The following is a 15,431-nucleotide window of genomic DNA, read 5'->3' as shown; positions in this document are numbered from 1 at the left end:
GGCTCGATCACTCGACCGTGACCGACTTGGCGAGATTGCGCGGCTGGTCGACGTCGAGGCCCTTGGCGGCGGCGAGCTCCATCGCGAACATCTGCAGCGGGGTGACGGCGAGCAGCGGCTCGAACAGCGGGTCGGCGAGCGGGATCGGCACGACCTCGTCGGCGATCTGGATCGCGGCCGTGTCGCCCTGCTCCGCGATCGCGATGACGCGGGCGCCGCGGGCCTTGATCTCCTGGATGTTCGAGATCACCTTGCGCTGCAGCTCGTACGACTCGCTCGGGCTCGGCACGATCACGAACACGACCTGGCCCGGCTCGATCAGCGCGATCGGGCCGTGCTTGAGCTCGCCCGCCGCGAAGCCCTCGGCGTGGATGTAGGCGAGCTCCTTGAGCTTCAGCGCGCCCTCGAGCGCCACCGGGTAGCCGACGTGGCGGCCGAGGAACAGCACCGCGCGGGTGTCAGCCATCCAGCCCGCCAGCTGGGCGATGTCGTCGGAGGCGTCGAGCACGCGGGAGAGCTTCTCCGGGATCGCGGCGAGCTGGGCCGCCTGCGAGGCGACGAGCTCGGTGGAGGCGGCACCGCGCACCGCGGCCAGGTGCAGCCCGAAGAGGTAGAGCGCCGCGATCTGGGCGACGAAGGCCTTGGTCGAGGCGACCGCCACCTCCGGGCCCGCGTGCGTGTAGAGCACGGCGTCCGACTCGCGTGGGATCGTCGCGCCCTGGGTGTTGCAGACCGAGAGCGTCTTGGCGCCGTGCTCGCGGGCGTACTTGACCGCCATCAGCGTGTCCATCGTCTCGCCGGACTGGCTGATCGAGACGACGAGGGTGCGCGGGGTGAGCACCGGGTCGCGGTAGCGGAACTCGTGGCTGAGCTCGACCTCGACGGGGACGCGCGCCCATTTCTCGATCGCGTACTTGGCGACCATGCCCGAGTAGGCGGCCGTGCCGCAGGCGATGATCGTGATGCGGTCGATCTCCGTCAGCACCGGACCGAGCGCGTCGAGCTCGGGCAGCGTGATCGCGCCCTCGTGGATGCGGCCGCGGAGCGTGTTCGCGACGGCCTCGGGGCCCTCGGTGATCTCCTTCGCCATGAAGCTCGACCAGCCGCCCTTCTCGGACGCCGACGCGTCCCAGGCGATCTCGAACGGCTCGGTCTCGACGGGGTTGCCGAAGAAGTCGGTCACCGTGACGAGCTCCGGGGTGATCGTGACGATCTGGTCCTGGCCTATCGCGACCGCGCGGCGGGTGAACTCGACGAACGCCGCGACGTCCGAGCCGAGGAAGTTCTCCCCGTCGCCCAGGCCGATCACGAGCGGCGAGTTGCGGCGCGCGCCGACGACCACGCCGGGCTGGTCCTGGTGCAGGGCGAGCAGGGTGAACGCGCCCTCGAGGTGCGCGACGACGGCCTGGAAGGCGAGCACGAGGTCGCCGGTGCGGCGGTACTCGCGGGCGATCAGGTGCGCGGCGACCTCGGTGTCGGTCTCGCTCTCGAAGACGGCGCCCTCGGCGAGCAGCTGCTCCTTGAGCGGCTGGAAGTTCTCGATGATGCCGTTGTGGATGACGGCGAGCCTGCCCTCGTCCGCGAGGTGGGGGTGGGCGTTGCGGTCGGTCGGGCCGCCGTGCGTCGCCCAGCGGGTGTGGCCGATGCCCGTGGTGCCCTCCGCCAGCGGGTGCGCTTCGAGGTCGTCGACGAGGACGCTGAGCTTGCCCGAGCGCTTGCGGCTGTCGAGCTGCCCGTCGGCGTCGATCACGGCCACGCCGGCCGAGTCGTAGCCGCGGTACTCCAGACGCTTCAGGCCCCCGAGCAGCACGGCCAGGCTGTCGCGCTCACCGACGTATCCAACGATTCCACACATGCGCTCGATTCTAAGCGGCGCGGAGGCGCCTCCCGCGGCGTCGGGCACCCGGCGGGGCGGACGCTAGGATCGGTCCCCATGCCGTCGTCTCCTCGCGATCCCGCGCGCGACGCGCACCCCTCCCCCTTCGTCGAGATCGTCCGCTCCGACTGGGCCGAGCTCGCCCGCACCACGGAGCTGCCGCTGTCGGAGACCGAAGTCGTGCAGCTGCGGGGGCTGGGCGACCGGCTGAGCCTCACCGAGGTCGCGGAGGTCTACCTGCCGCTCTCGCGGCTGCTGAGCCTGTACGCCGGTGGCGCGCGGCACCTGCACCGCGCAACGAGCACGTTCCTCGGGGAGCGCGCGCAGCCGACTCCGTTCGTGATCGGCGTCGCGGGGTCGGTCGCGGTGGGCAAGTCGACGATCGCGCGCCTGCTGCGGGAGCTGCTCGCCCGCTGGGAGGACACGCCCCGCGTCGAGCTGGTGACCACCGACGGCTTCCTGCTGCCCAACCGCGAGCTGGAGCGCCGCGGTCTGATGAGCCGCAAGGGCTTCCCCGAGTCGTACGACCGGCGGGCGCTGCTCCGCTTCGTCTCGGAGGTGAAGGGCGGGGCCGCGGAGGTGCGCGCGCCGTTCTACTCGCACCTCTCCTACGACATCGTCCCCGACGCCGAGATCGTCGTGCGGCGGCCGGACGTGCTGATCGTCGAGGGCCTGAACGTGCTGCAGCCGCCGGTGCCCGGTCACGGCCTGGCGGTGAGCGACCTGTTCGACTTCACCGTCTACGTCGACGCCCGGACCAGCGACATCGCGCGCTGGTACGAGGAGCGCTTCCTCACCCTGCAGCAGGGCGCGTTCGCGAATCCGAACTCCTACTTCCACCGATACGCGGCGCTCAGCCCGGATGAGGCCCGCGAGCGCGCGCGGAGCATCTGGGCCGCGATCAACGAGCCGAACCTGCTGCAGAACGTGCGCCCCACCCGCTCCCGCGCGAGCCTGGTCCTCCGCAAGCAGGCCGACCACACCGTCTCCTCGGTCCTCCTCCGCAAGATCTGACCGCGCCCCCGGTCGCTGTTCGCCGCCGCGCGCACCGCGCAGCCACCGACCTCGAACCCCTTCACCGCACGATCGGCGCAGGCTCGCCACCACCCACGAGCCGTCAGCGTGAATCGCGTGCCAAGCGATTCACGCGCGGCGATCGCGACCCGCTCCACCCGCGCAACCACCTCGACAAGCCGACCGCGAGGGGCCGCGCAGGGAGCGGCCCCTCAACGAACACAGCCGTCGTGGGAATCGCGTGCCAAGCGATTCACCCGCGGCGAACGCGCCCCGCTCCACCCATCGCAACCACCTCGCGAAGCCGACCGCGAAGGGCCGCGCAGGGAGCGGCCCCGCAACGAACACAGCCGTCGCGGGAATCGCGTGCCAAGCGATTCACCCGCGGCGAACGCGCCCCGCTCCACCCATCGCAACCACCTCGCGAAGCCGACCGCGAGGGGCCGCGCAGGGAGCGGCCCCGCAACGAACACAGCCGCGTGCCAAGCGATTCCCGCGCGGCGAACGCACCCCGCTCCACCCATCGCGACCACCTCTCCAGGCCGACCGCGAGGAGCCGCGCAGGGAGCGGCCCAACCCACGAGCCGTCGTGGGAATCGCGTGCCAAGCGATTCCCACGCGGCGAACGCACCCCGCTCCACCCATCGCGACCACCTCTCCAGGCCGACCGCGAGGAGCCGCGCAGGGAGCGGCTCCTTAAGAACGCAGCCGCTCGAGCACGACCGCGGCGAGCGATTCGGCGAGGCGGTCGGCCGTCTCCTGCGTCTTCGCCTCGACCATGACGCGCACCATCGGCTCCGTGCCGGAGGGGCGCAGGAGCACGCGGCCGTCGCTGCCGAGCTCGGCGGTGGCGTCGGCGACGGCGGAGGCGATGACCTCGTCGTCGCGGACGCCCTCGCGGTCGACGCCGCGCACGTTGAGGAGGGTCTGCGGGAAGACGGACATGACGGCGGCCAGGTCGGCGATCGTGCGTCCGGTCCGGGCCATCTCGGCCGCGAGCTGGAGGCCGGTGAGCACGCCGTCGCCGGTGGTGGCGTAGCGGCTCATGATGACGTGGCCGGACTGCTCCCCGCCGAGCGAGTAGCCGCCGTCGTTCATCGCCTCGAGGACGTAGCGGTCGCCGACCGCGGTCTCGATGACGCGGATGCCGGCGTCGCGCATGGCGAGCTTGAGGCCGAGGTTGCTCATGACGGTGGCCACGAGGACGTCGTCGCGGAGGGCGCCGCGGCGGGCCATGGCTGTCGCGAGGATCGCCATGATCTGGTCGCCGTCGACGATGCGGCCCTCGGCGTCCACTGCGAGGCAGCGGTCGGCGTCGCCGTCGTGGGCGATGCCGATGTCGGCGCCGGCCGCGCGGACGGCGTCGGCGACGTTGTCGAGGTGGGTGGAGCCCACTCCGTCGTTGATGTTGAGGCCGTCGGGGTCGTTGCCGATGACGGTGACGGTCGCTCCGGCGTCGGTGAACACCTGGGGCGAGATGCCGGCGGCGGCGCCGTGCGCGCAGTCGATGACCACGTGCAGGCCGTCGAGACGGGTGCCCTCGAGGGATCCGAGCAGGTGGAGGACGTAGCGGTCCTCCGCGTCGGAGAAGCGGGTGATGCGGCCGACGTCGGCTCCGGTCGGCGTGAGCGGGGGGACTCCGAGGGCCGCTTCGATGCGGTTCTCGAGCTCGTCCGGGAGCTTGCGTCCGCCGGCGGCGAAGAACTTGATGCCGTTGTCGGCGGCGGGGTTGTGCGAGGCCGAGATCATCACGCCGAAGTCGGCGTTCTCGTCGGCGATGAGGTAGGCGGTGGCGGGCGTCGGGATGACGCCGGCGTCGAGCACGTCGACTCCCGCGCTCGCGAGACCCGCCGCGACCGCGGCTCCGATGAACTGACCGGAGATGCGGGGGTCGCGGGCGAGCACGGCGACGGGCCGACGGCCCTCTGCCCGGGCGGCCGCTCCGAGTACACGGGCGGCCGCCTGGGCGAGGCCGAGAGCCAGGTCGGCCGTGACCTCGCGATTCGCGAGGCCACGGACGCCGTCTGTTCCGAACAGGCGCGGCATGGTGCGCAGTCCCTTCTCGAGCTGCTGGTCGTGCGGCCGTCAGGCCGCGTCGACTAGCGCTTCGAGAACTGGGACGCCTTGCGGGCCTTCTTGAGACCGGCCTTCTTGCGCTCGATGACGCGGGCGTCGCGGGTCAGGAAGCCCGCCTTCTTCAGGATCGCGCGGTTGTTCTCGCGGTCGATCTCGTTGAGTGCACGGGCGATGGCGAGGCGCAGCGCGCCGGCCTGGCCGGAGGGGCCGCCGCCGGTGATCTTGGCGACCACGTCGTAGGAGCCGATCAGGTCGAGCACCTTGAAGGGGTCGGTGATCAGCTGCTGGTGCAGCTTGTTGGGGAAGTACTCCGCGAACTCGCGGGCGTTGACGGTCATGCCGCCGTTGCCGGGGACGAGGCGCACGCGGGCGATGGCCTGCTTGCGTCGGCCCACGGCTGCGCCGGAGACGTTGAGGACGGCGCGGGGCGTCGTGGACGCCTCGGTGGCCGGGCTTTCGGTGGAGTAGCTCTCGGGAGCCACGTCGATCTGGTCTGCGATCTTCGCCACGGTGTAGGTGATCCTTTGTCTTCGAAGTCTGGGGTGTCGGGGAGGGCCGGAGCCTACTGGGCGACCTGGGTGAAGGCGTACGCCTGCGGCTGCTGGGCCGCGTGGGGGTGCTCGGATCCCGTGTAGACCTTCAGCTTGCGCAGCTGGGCGCGGCCGAGGGAGTTCTTGGGGAGCATGCCGCGGATGGCCTTCTCGACGGCGCGGACCGGGTTCTTCTCGAGGAGCTCGGCGTACGTGGTGGCGGAGAGGCCGCCCGGGTAGCCGGAGTGGCGGTAGGCCTTCTTCTGGAGGAGCTTCTGGCCGGTGAGGGCGACCTTCTCCGCGTTGACGATGATGACGAAGTCGCCCATGTCCATGTGCGGCGCGAAGGTGGCCTTGTGCTTGCCGCGCAGGAGCGCCGCGGCGTGGGTGGCGAGACGGCCGAGCACGACGTCGGACGCGTCGATGACGATCCAGTCGTGCTGGACGTCAGCCGGCTTCGGAGAAAAAGTGCGAGTCACGTGAGTGCTGCTTTCTGGTCGGAGTGAGGTGTTCGTGGATCCCGCTCCGTGGCCGTTCGACCCGCGAGGGGGCCGAACCGATCCGGTGGAGGGCTCAACTTCGGGCGCTCGGCACACGGCCGAAAACACCAAGGGTCGACATTACAGCAAAGCCCCCGTGCGGCCAAGCACGGATCGTGGCGGCAGGGGCTCCGGCGGCGGGAGGTGCGGCCCGGGCCGCCACGGGTCGCGGGGCGCAGTCGCGCGCCCTCGCCTCACTCCGAGTCCTCCGGGTCCGGCCCCTCGGTCCGCACGGTGCGCTTCGCCCGGGTGAGCAGGGCCCGCTCGGCGAGTGCGTCGTCCTCGGGGTAGTCGACCTCGCGGAGGATGAGGCCGCGGGCCGGCATCACCGCGAACGCGTTGGTCCGTCGGGCGGCGTCCCGGAGCAGCGGGACCGCCCCCGCCTCGAGCTTCCCGGCGCCGACCGCGACGCACGCCCCCACGAGGGCCCGCACCATGCTGTGGCAGAAGGCGTCCGCGCGCAGGTGGGCGTGCAGGACTCCGTCGGCGTCGCGCTCCCAGGTGAAGTCGAGCAGGCTCCGGATGGTGGTGGCCCCTGCGCGGGCACGGCAGAACGACGCGTAGTCGTGAAGGCCCAGGAGCGAGCGGGCCGCGGCCGTCATCGCGTCGAGGTCGAGGGAGTCGGTGATCCAGGTGGTGTACGTGCGGTCGAGCGGGTGGCGCATCGAGGAGGCGTCGGCCAGCCGGTACTCGTACCGCCGCCAGCGCGCCGAGAACCGCGCGTCGAACCCCTCCGGCGCCTCCGTCACCCGGTGCACCGAGACGTCGGTGTACTGCCCGAGGATCCCGCGGAGCCGCCGCTCCAGGATCGACGCGGGCGGGAACGGCTCCTCCCCCGGTCGGCGCCTGCCGCTGCTGATGCGGCCCCACTGCTCGGGGGTGAGGTCGACGTGGGCGACCTGGGCGCTGGCGTGCACGCCGACGTCGGTGCGCCCGGCGACCGTCACGGTCGGGTGCTGCTCGGAGCGCAGCACCAGGGCGAGCGACTCCTCGAGCACCCCCTGCACGGTGCGGAGGCCGGGCTGCTTGGCCCAGCCGGAGAAGTGCGAGCCGTCGTAGGCCAGGTCGAGGCGGACGCGGTGGAGCATCAGACGAGTCTAGAGCGCGCCGTGGTCGCGGCTCAGGCGACCGCGAGCGGGACGTCGACGGTCGCCAGGGCCGAGACCGCCCAGCCGACCAGCGTCGACTGCTCGCCGACCGAGGAGACGATCCGCGCCTCCCAGCCGCCTGCGAGCACGGCCAGCTCGGAGGGGGCGGAGGCGATGCCCTGCACCCAGTAGGCGGCCGTGCCCAGCGAGACCGGCACGGCGCCGAGCGCCTCGCCCGCACCGGTGAAGGTCTCGACGAGGGGCCCGTGGTGCAGCGTCAGCACGACGACCGGGTCGCCGCCGTCGACGGCGTAGGAGCACGTGTCTCCCGCGGCGGTGATCGACACGGTGCCCGCCGTCAGGCCGGCCTCCTGCTCGACGAGGGAGGCGGGGAGAGCGGTCGCGCAGTCCACACCCTCGCTCGACGGCACGGAGGGCACGGAGGACACGGTCGGTGCGGCCGACGGCACGGGGGTCGTGCTCGCGAGGCCCGCCGATTCCGGCACGTCGATCACCTCGCCGGAGGCGCAGCCGCTCACTCCGGCCGCGAGTGCCAGGGCGAGGAGCGCCGCAGCGGCCGAGGAGCGCAGTCGCACAGGAGTCCTCCGAGGATCGTCGGGGCGGACCCCGGGAGCGCCGGTCGTGACGCGGCCGCACCCGACGAGCGCAGCCGTGCCATCGTAAGCGACGATTCGCGCCACTCGGCCCCGTGGAACGACGAGAGCCCCCCGCCCCGGAGGGGACGGAGGGCTCTCGGCAGAGGGGGCGTGACTACTTGGTCGCGCCGGTCTCCTCGACAGGAGCGTCCTGCGCGGCGTCCTCGACGGGAGCGTCCTGCACGGGCGCCTCCTCGACGGGGGTCTCCTCGGCAGTGGTCTCCTCGGCAGTGGGCTCCTCGGCGGGGGCCTCGTCCACCGGACCGGACACGGGCGCCGTGGCGGTGCGCGACTTCTTCGCCTTGGGCGTGACGGGCTCGAGGACGAGCTCGATCACGGCCATGGGCGCGTTGTCTCCCTTGCGGGGGCCGATCTTGGTGATGCGGGTGTAGCCGCCCTCGCGCTCGGCGACGAGCGGAGCGATCTCGGTGAAGAGCTCGTGGACGACCGACTTGTCGCCGATCGTCGCGAGGACGCGACGGCGGGCGTGCAGGTCGCCGCGCTTGGCGAAGGTCACCAGGCGCTCGGCGAGCGGACGAAGGCGCTTGGCCTTGGTCTCGGTCGTCTTGATGCTCTTGTGCGTGAACAGGGCCGCGGCCAGGTTCGCCAGCAGCAGGCGCTCGTGTGCGGGTCCGCCTCCGAGGCGGGGGCCCTTGGTGGGCTTGGGCATGGGTTTACTCCAGTACTAAAGGGGTGTCAGCAGGTCGGACGCGAGGAGCCGGGGCTCCGGAGCGGAGGACCTAGATGCTCTCGTCGTCGTAGCTGTAGAAGTGGGCGCCGTCGAACCCGGGGACCGAGTCCTTGAGCGACAGGCCGAGCTCCGTCAGCTTCTCCTTGACCTCATCCACCGACTTCTGACCGAAGTTGCGGATGTTCATGAGCTGCGTCTCCGAGAGGGCGACGAGCTCATTGACGTTGTTGATGCCCTCGCGCTTGAGGCAGTTGTAGCTGCGCACCGAGAGGTCGAGGTCCTCGATGGGCATGGACAGCTCGGTCGAGAGGACCGCGTCGACCGGCGCGGGGCCGATCTCGATGCCCTCGGCCGCGTTGTTCAGCTCGCGGGCGAGACCGAACAGCTCGGTCAGCGTGCGTCCGGCGGAGGCGATGGCGTCGCGCGGCGAGATCGCGGCCTTCGTCTCCACGTCCACGACCAGGCGGTCGAAGTCGGTGCGCTCGCCGGCACGGGTGGCCTCGACACGGTAGGTGACCTTCAGCACGGGCGAGTAGATCGAGTCGACCGGGATCTGGCCGGCCTCGGAGAACTCGCTGCGGTTCTGGGTCGCCGAGACGTAGCCGCGGCCGCGCTCGATCGTGAGCTCGAGCTCGAACTTCGCCTTGTCGTTCAGCGTGGCGATGACGAGCTCCGGGTTGTGGATCTCGACACCGGCCGGAGCCGAGATGTCCGCGGCGGTGACCTGGCCGGCTCCCTGCTTGCGCAGGTAGGCGGTGATCGGCTCGTCGTGCTCGGAGGAGACGACGAGTCCCTTGATGTTCAGGATGATCTCGGTGACGTCCTCGCGGACGCCCGGGACGGTCGTGAACTCGTGCAGGACTCCGTCGATCCGGATGCTGGTGACAGCGGCGCCGGGGATGGAGGACAGCAGGGTGCGACGCAGCGAGTTGCCGAGCGTGTAGCCGAAGCCGGGCTCGAGGGGCTCGATGACGAAGCGGGAACGGAACTCCGAGATGTTCTCCTCGGTGAGCGTCGGACGCTGTGCGATAAGCACTGATGATTCCTTTCGATCACGTGTCCGCTATATGACACGTGCGTTTGCGAGGTGTGGAGTTGTGAAAGAAATGCGCGATCCGTCGGCCGGCCGCACTCCCCGCCCGGAGGCGGTTCGTGCGGCCGGCCGACGGCTGCGAGTGCTGCTTAGACGCGACGACGCTTGGGCGGGCGGCAGCCGTTGTGCGCCTGCGGGGTGACGTCGTTGATCGAGCCGACCTCGAGGCCTGCGGCCTGGAGCGAGCGGATCGCGGTCTCACGACCCGAGCCGGGGCCCTTCACGAAGACGTCCACCTTCTTCATGCCGTGCTCCTGAGCCTGGCGCGCGGCCGACTCGGCGGCGAGCTGGGCGGCGAACGGCGTCGACTTGCGCGAGCCCTTGAAGCCGACTCCGCCGGACGAGGCCCAGCTGATGACGGCCCCGGAGGGGTCGGTGATCGAGACGATGGTGTTGTTGAACGTCGACTTGATGTGGGCCTGGCCCACAGCGATGTTCTTCTTCTCCTTGCGGCGCGGCTTGCGCGCGGCCGACTTGGGGGTAGCCAATTCTGTATCTCCTCTAGGTCCGTGTCGCCCGCGTTACTTGCGGCCGGCCTTCTTCTTGCCGGCGACGGTGCGCTTGGGTCCCTTGCGGGTGCGCGCGTTCGTCTTGGTGCGCTGTCCACGGACCGGGAGGCCGCGACGGTGGCGGAGGCCCTCGTACGAGCCGATCTCGACCTTGCGGCGGATGTCGGCGGCGACCTCGCGGCGGAGGTCGCCCTCCACCTTGTAGTTGCCCTCGATGTAGTCGCGGAGCGAGACGAGCTGGTCGTCGCTGAGGTCCTTGACGCGGATGTTGCCGTCGATCCCGGTGTCGCTCAGGGTCTTGAGCGCGCGAGTGCGGCCGACACCGTAGATGTAGGTCAGTGCGACCTCCACGCGCTTCTCGCGCGGGATGTCTACTCCTGCCAGACGTGCCATTGTGGCTTCTCCTGTGAGTGAGTGGAGGTGTGAAGCAGCACCGGTGCCTCGGCCTCCGACCGAAGGTGTCCTCGCCGTCCACCCCGGGGTCGCCGGGGTGCTGCGCGATTTCTGGTGCTGCGGGTGTGTTCAGTTGTGCAGTGGGGCGGCACGCCGCCCCTGCGCTCCCTCGCGGAAGCAGCGGGACTAGCCCTGGCGCTGCTTGTGGCGGGGGTTGCTGCTGCAGATGACCATCACGTTGCCGTGGCGGCGGATGATCTTGCAGTGGTCGCAGATGCGCTTGACGCTGGGGTTGACCTTCATTGTTCTTGTCCTTGTTTTCGCTGGCGTCGTGCTCCCGGCGGATGCCGGGGCCGTTCCTTACAGGACACGCACGTCGCGAACGTCAGCGGAGCGAACGTCTACTTGTAGCGGTAGACGATCCGGCCGCGGGTCAGGTCGTAGGGGCTCAGCTCCACGATCACCCGGTCCTCGGGGAGGATCCGGATGTAGTGCTGACGCATCTTGCCCGAGATATGGGCGAGAACTTTGTGTCCGTTGGTCAGCTCCACGCGGAACATCGCGTTGGGGAGCGCCTCGACAACCGCACCTTCGATTTCGATGACACCGTCTTTTTTGGCCATAGCCTCACTGTCGTTCGGAAGTAGTGTGTGTACTGGTCGTGCGAATGTTTCCGCGACGAGCCACCACCGGGCGAGAGCCCGGATCGGGGTTCGCGGGCATGCCGGAGCACGCGCAAAACACCAAGGGTCGATGCTACGCGAATCGCGGCCGCTCCGCCACCTCGGGCGTGTCGCCCCCTCCTCCGCCTCCGCGCCCGACGCGCGCCCCCTGCCCGGCCCTGCGTCCGCCGCCGCCTAGGCTGGCTCCGTCGAGCCGGAGGGAGAGCACATGGCGCGCACGACGAGGTCCGCGACCGCGAGGCGGAGCTGGTACTCGCACCCGGTGGTGACGATCCTGGCGGCGATCGCGGTCATCGCCCTGGTGCAGACCTTCTTCGTGAAGGTGTACACGGTGCCGACCGGCTCGATGGAGAACACCCTCCAGGGCGGAGGGTTCTTCGGCGACCGCATCCTGGTCGACCGCACCCTCGCCCTCCAGGGCGGGCCGGAGGAGGGGCAGATCGTCGTCTTCTCGCGCGACGCCGACTGGGGCGCGAGCGACGAGGCCGGCAGCCCCCTCTCCGAGATCGTGAAGACCTTCGGCGACGTCACCAGCATCGGCCCCTCCCACGAGGAGTTCCTCGTCAAGAGACTGATCGCCGAGGGGGGCCACACCGTCTCCTGCTGCGACGCCGAGGGGCACGTGCTGGTCGACGGGAAGCCGCTGGACGAGTCCTACGTGTTCGAGGACTTCCCCTTCACCCCCGGGACCCTCGACTGCACGACGAGCCCCGCGTCCCTCCGCTGCTTCGACGAGTACACCGTCCCCGAGGGCTCCCTCTTCGTCCTGGGCGACCACCGGTCGAACTCCAACGACTCGCTCGGCGAGTGCCGCGGCGCCGGCGGGCCGATCGACACGTGCGTGAAGACCGTGCCGATCGACAGGGTCACCGGACGCGTCTTCGCCGTGGCCTGGCCGCTCACGCGCTGGCGGCTGTTCTAGCGCTCCGCCCGAGCCGCCGCAGACGACGACGAGGTCCCCCGCGGGAAGCAGGGGACCTCGTCGTCGTTCACCGTCGTGCGGCCACGGGACTAGCCGCGGACGACCGCCACGACCCGGTCGAAGAGCGGATGCTCGGCCGTAAGGCCGGTGACCTCCGCCACGAACTCCTCCGGGGTGAGCGCGGCCAGCTTCTCGTGGAGCTCCACGCTCTGGGGGTCCTCGGGCACGTCGAAGCGCAGCGCGGCGCCGATCGCGGCGAGCAGGCCCTCCGGCGTGCGCCCGCGCTCGGCGAGCTCGGCCGCCGGTCCGATGAAGCGCTCGTGCCGCGACAGCTTCCGCAGCGGCTGGCGTCCCACCCGGTCGACCGTGTCGGTCAGGTACGGGTTGGCGAAGCGCTTCAGCGTCTTCTCGAGGTAGGCCTGCTGCTCCTCGTCGCTGAAGCCGTGCTTGGCCACGATGAGCGCCTTGGTGTCCTCGAGCGCGGCCTTGACCGCGTCGTGCACCTCGGGCATCGCCAGCGCGTCGGAGAGTTTGTGCGCTCCGGCCGCGAAGCCGGTGTAGGCGGCCGTCGCGTGGCCGGTGTTCACCGTGAAGAGCTTCCGCTCGATGAAGGGCTCGAGGTCGTCGACCCAGGTCGCGCCCGGGATCTCCGGCTCGGTGCCCTCGAACGGAGTGCGGTCGACGACCCACTCGAAGAAGCTCTCCACTGTCACGTCCAGGCCCTGGCCCGGGTCCTGGTTCGGGACGATGCGGTCCACCGCGGTGTCGGCGAAGACGGCGCGGGTGCGCAGGCGCTCCCACTCGTCCGCGCCGAGGTTCGCGGCGACCTCGGTCTGCAGGAGGCGCGTGGCGTTGATCGCGTTCTCGCAGGCCATGACCGCCAGCCGCGGCGCCGACTCGTCGCGGGCGGCGAGACCCTTCGCGATCACGGGGGCGACGAAGCGCAGGATGTTCGGGCCGACGGCCGTGGTGACGATGTCGGCGGCGGCGATCTCGCGGACGAGCGCCTCCTCGTCGGCGGCCGAGTCGATCGCGCGGAAGCGGTCGACGACGTGCGTGGCCGCCTCCTCCCCCACCTCGTGCACCTCGTAGCTGTCGGCGGCGGCGAGGCGGCCGATCAGCTCGGAGTTGACGTCGGCGAAGACGAGCTCGTAGCCGGCGCCGTGCAGGATCAGGCCGACGAAGCCGCGGCCGATGTTGCCGGCGCCGAAGTGGACGGCGGTGGGCATCAGGAGTTGACCTCGCCCAGCAGGCTGTAGAGCGACTGCGCGTCCGGGGCGTCGAGGAGCTTCTGCACCTCGTCCTCCTCCGAGAAGATGATCGCGATCTTGGAGAGGATCTCGAGGTGCTCGTTGTCGACGCCGGCGATGCCGACGACGAAGCGCACCTCGTTGCCGTCCCAGTCGATCGGCTGCGCATAGCGCACGAACGAGAGGGCGGAGGAGCGGATCTCGTCCTTCGCGTCGTTGGTGCCGTGCGGGATGGCGAGCAGGTTGCCCATGTAGGTCGAGACGGTCGCCTCGCGGGCGAGCATGGCCTCGTAGTAGGCGGGGGTGACCGCGCCGACGCCGACCAGCATGTCGGCGGCCTCCTTGATGGCGGCCTCCTTCGTGGTGGCGGTGCCGGAGGCGTCGATCTGTCCGATGGTGAGCACGTCGCTCATGGGGTGCGTCCTTCCGTGGAGGTGCTGACAGCGAGGGAACCCGCAGGGGCGAGCGGAGCGTGTCCGCCCTGTCGCACCCTACGGGTTCCCTCCGAATGGTTGGCGTACTACTTGCCGTGCTGCTCCGCGACCAGCGAGACGACCTCGTCGTACTTCGGGCTGTTCATGAAGTTGTCCACGGAGACGTGGATCGCGCCCGGGGTGCGCTGGCGGGCGCGCTCCGTGAGCTCGGCCTGGGTGATGACCAGGTCCACGTCGTCCTCGAGAGCGGCGATCGCCTTGTTGGTGACCGTGACGTCCTCGAAGCCCGCCTTCTTCATCTTGTTCCGCAGCACCGAGGCGCCCATCGCGGACGAGCCCATGCCGGCGTCGCAGGCGAAGACGATGTTCCGGACCTGGGTCGCGGTGGCCGTGGCCCCCGCGGTCGAGGCGCCGGCCGAGTCCTGCGGAGCGTTGGCGCCGCGGGCGTTGATGAGCGAGCCGACGGCGCTCTCCTTGCCCTTGTTCGCCTCGTTGGCGGCGACGGCGGCGGCGAGCTTGTCGTCGCCCTCCTGCTCCGCGGCCAGGTCGCGCTTGCGGCCGGACCGGATGATGACCGAGGCCACCAGGAACGACACGGCGGTCGCGAGGATCACCGAGAGGATGACGCCGAGGAAGCTGTCGTTCGCGGTCTGCAGGAGCACCGCGATGATCGAGCCGGGCGAGGCGGGGGCGCGGAGGCCGGAGTTGAACGCGACGTTCGTCGCGACACCGGTCGCACCGCCGAGGATGACGGCCGCGAGCAGCGCCGGCTTCATCAGCACGTACGGGAAGTAGATCTCGTGGATGCCGCCGATGAAGTGGATGATCGCCGCACCGGGAGCGGAGGCGCGGGCCGCGCCGACGCCGAAGAACGCGAAGGCCAGGAGCACGCCCATGCCGGGGCCGGGGTTGGCCTCGAGGAGGAAGAGGTAGGACTTGCCCGCCTCCTCCGCCTGCTGGACGCCCAGCGGCGTGAGGATGCCGTGGTTGATGGCGTTGTTCAGGAAGAGGATCTTCGCCGGCTCGATGAAGAGCGAGGTCAGCGGGAGCAGGCCCGCGTTGACCAGGAACTCCACGCCCGCACCGAGGGCGGTCGAGAGGCCGACCACGAGCGGCGCGACGCCCGCGAAGGCGAGGAGCGCGAGGAGGAGGCCGAGGATTCCGGCGGAGAAGTTATTGACCAGCATCTCGAAGCCGGGCTTGATCTTGCCGTCCCAGATCGAGTCGACCTTCTTCATGAGCCACGCCGACAGCGGGCCCATGATCATGGCGCCGATGAACATCGGGATGCCGGCGCCGACGATGACGCCCATGGTCGCGATGGTGCCGACCACGCCTCCGCGGGCGCCGTAGACCATGCGGCCGCCGGTGTTCGCGATGAGGAGCGGGAGGAGGTAGGTGATCATCGGGGCGACGAGGCCGGTGTTGACGACGTCGGGATCCGTGCTCCAGCCGCCGAACTGCTGGACCCAGGTGGCGTCGATGCCGAGGAGGGGGAGCCATCCGGTCTGGATGAAGAGGGCCGTGATGAAGCCCCAGGCGATGAAGGCCGCGATGTTCGGCATGACCATTCCCGAGAGGAAGGTGCCGAAGCGCTGGACGTGGACGCGCGCTCCACCGCGCGTCGACGTCGCTGACGTCGTTGTCATGTGGTGTGTTCTCCGATTTCTAGGGGCG

The 15,431-nt window shown here is 70.5% G+C and carries 17 protein-coding genes; 2 read left to right on the top strand and 15 right to left on the bottom strand.

Translation table 11 applies throughout. From position 1 onward, the window contains the following. Positions 1 to 7: 7 nt before the first annotated feature. Positions 8 to 1,855 (bottom strand): glutamine--fructose-6-phosphate transaminase (isomerizing), encoded by a 1,848-nt coding sequence (gene glmS / locus C5C49_RS11995; protein WP_104227413.1) that lies wholly within the window; start codon positions 1,853 to 1,855, stop codon positions 8 to 10. A gap of 78 nt (positions 1,856 to 1,933) precedes the next feature. On the opposite strand from glmS, the gene coaA reads away from it, so the two are divergent. After that, entirely contained in the window at positions 1,934 to 2,890 is a 957-nt protein-coding gene (gene coaA, locus C5C49_RS11990; protein WP_104234153.1) for a type I pantothenate kinase, read from the top strand. Between the two features lie 696 nt (positions 2,891 to 3,586). Here coaA and glmM read toward each other — a convergent pair. The 11 genes from glmM to infA form a co-directional block, all read right to left on the bottom strand. Next, positions 3,587 to 4,936, bottom strand: coding sequence for a phosphoglucosamine mutase (glmM, locus tag C5C49_RS11985; RefSeq protein ID WP_104251130.1), 1,350 nt, complete (start codon positions 4,934 to 4,936; stop codon positions 3,587 to 3,589). Positions 4,937 to 4,989: 53 nt separating this feature from the next. Continuing rightward, entirely contained in the window at positions 4,990 to 5,475 is a 486-nt protein-coding gene (gene rpsI / locus C5C49_RS11980) for a 30S ribosomal protein S9 (RefSeq protein ID WP_104225004.1), read from the bottom strand. 53 nt (positions 5,476 to 5,528) lie between these two features. Then, on the bottom strand, positions 5,529 to 5,975 hold the full coding sequence (gene rplM, locus C5C49_RS11975; RefSeq protein ID WP_104225003.1) for a 50S ribosomal protein L13: 447 nt from the start codon (positions 5,973 to 5,975) through the stop codon (positions 5,529 to 5,531). Between the two features lie 254 nt (positions 5,976 to 6,229). Then, positions 6,230 to 7,123 (bottom strand): tRNA pseudouridine(38-40) synthase TruA, encoded by an 894-nt coding sequence (locus C5C49_RS11970; RefSeq protein WP_104238770.1) that lies wholly within the window; start codon positions 7,121 to 7,123, stop codon positions 6,230 to 6,232. A gap of 32 nt (positions 7,124 to 7,155) precedes the next feature. Then, positions 7,156 to 7,719, bottom strand: a complete 564-nt coding sequence (locus C5C49_RS11965) for a hypothetical protein (RefSeq protein ID WP_104346248.1) — start codon at positions 7,717 to 7,719, stop codon at positions 7,156 to 7,158. A 175-nt stretch (positions 7,720 to 7,894) separates the two neighbouring features. Beyond that, entirely contained in the window at positions 7,895 to 8,449 is a 555-nt protein-coding gene (rplQ, locus tag C5C49_RS11960) for a 50S ribosomal protein L17 (RefSeq protein WP_104346247.1), read from the bottom strand. A gap of 70 nt (positions 8,450 to 8,519) precedes the next feature. Then, positions 8,520 to 9,506, bottom strand: a complete 987-nt coding sequence (locus C5C49_RS11955) for a DNA-directed RNA polymerase subunit alpha (protein WP_104224999.1) — start codon at positions 9,504 to 9,506, stop codon at positions 8,520 to 8,522. Between the two features lie 146 nt (positions 9,507 to 9,652). Continuing rightward, a complete protein-coding gene (gene rpsK / locus C5C49_RS11950) occupies positions 9,653 to 10,051 on the bottom strand; it encodes a 30S ribosomal protein S11 (protein ID WP_055787170.1) in 399 nt (132 codons plus the stop codon). A gap of 33 nt (positions 10,052 to 10,084) precedes the next feature. Beyond that, entirely contained in the window at positions 10,085 to 10,465 is a 381-nt protein-coding gene (rpsM, locus tag C5C49_RS11945; protein ID WP_068251511.1) for a 30S ribosomal protein S13, read from the bottom strand. Between the two features lie 186 nt (positions 10,466 to 10,651). Beyond that, positions 10,652 to 10,768, bottom strand: a complete 117-nt coding sequence (gene rpmJ, locus C5C49_RS11940) for a 50S ribosomal protein L36 (protein ID WP_055787164.1) — start codon at positions 10,766 to 10,768, stop codon at positions 10,652 to 10,654. Between the two features lie 98 nt (positions 10,769 to 10,866). Further along, the gene (gene infA / locus C5C49_RS11935) at positions 10,867 to 11,088 is read right to left on the bottom strand and encodes a translation initiation factor IF-1 (protein WP_022883252.1); all 222 of its coding nucleotides are present in this window, start codon (positions 11,086 to 11,088) and stop codon (positions 10,867 to 10,869) included. Positions 11,089 to 11,356: 268 nt separating this feature from the next. On the opposite strand from infA, the gene lepB reads away from it, so the two are divergent. After that, positions 11,357 to 12,070 (top strand): signal peptidase I, encoded by a 714-nt coding sequence (gene lepB, locus C5C49_RS11930; RefSeq protein WP_104224998.1) that lies wholly within the window; start codon positions 11,357 to 11,359, stop codon positions 12,068 to 12,070. Between the two features lie 89 nt (positions 12,071 to 12,159). Here the strand turns inward: lepB and C5C49_RS11925 are convergent, their stop codons facing one another. From C5C49_RS11925 to C5C49_RS11915, 3 genes are all read right to left on the bottom strand, one after another. Next, positions 12,160 to 13,299: a mannitol-1-phosphate 5-dehydrogenase gene (locus C5C49_RS11925; RefSeq protein ID WP_104317203.1), complete on the bottom strand. Its 1,140-nt coding sequence runs from the start codon at positions 13,297 to 13,299 to the stop codon at positions 12,160 to 12,162. Further along, positions 13,299 to 13,733 carry a PTS sugar transporter subunit IIA gene (locus tag C5C49_RS11920; RefSeq protein ID WP_104224996.1) on the bottom strand — a complete coding sequence of 145 codons (435 nt, stop codon included), beginning with the start codon at positions 13,731 to 13,733 and terminating at the stop codon, positions 13,299 to 13,301. Before C5C49_RS11920 ends, C5C49_RS11925 begins: the two co-directional genes overlap by 1 nt. A gap of 107 nt (positions 13,734 to 13,840) precedes the next feature. Then, positions 13,841 to 15,403, bottom strand: a complete 1,563-nt coding sequence (locus tag C5C49_RS11915; protein WP_104224995.1) for a PTS mannitol transporter subunit IICB — start codon at positions 15,401 to 15,403, stop codon at positions 13,841 to 13,843. Between the last annotated feature and the right edge of the window lie 28 nt (positions 15,404 to 15,431).

The organism is Rathayibacter sp. AY1E2, from assembly GCF_002932325.1.
Classification (GTDB): domain Bacteria; phylum Actinomycetota; class Actinomycetes; order Actinomycetales; family Microbacteriaceae; genus Rathayibacter.
The sequence above is the reverse complement of the archived record's forward strand: the minus strand, read 5'-3'. Positions and strand labels throughout refer to the sequence as shown.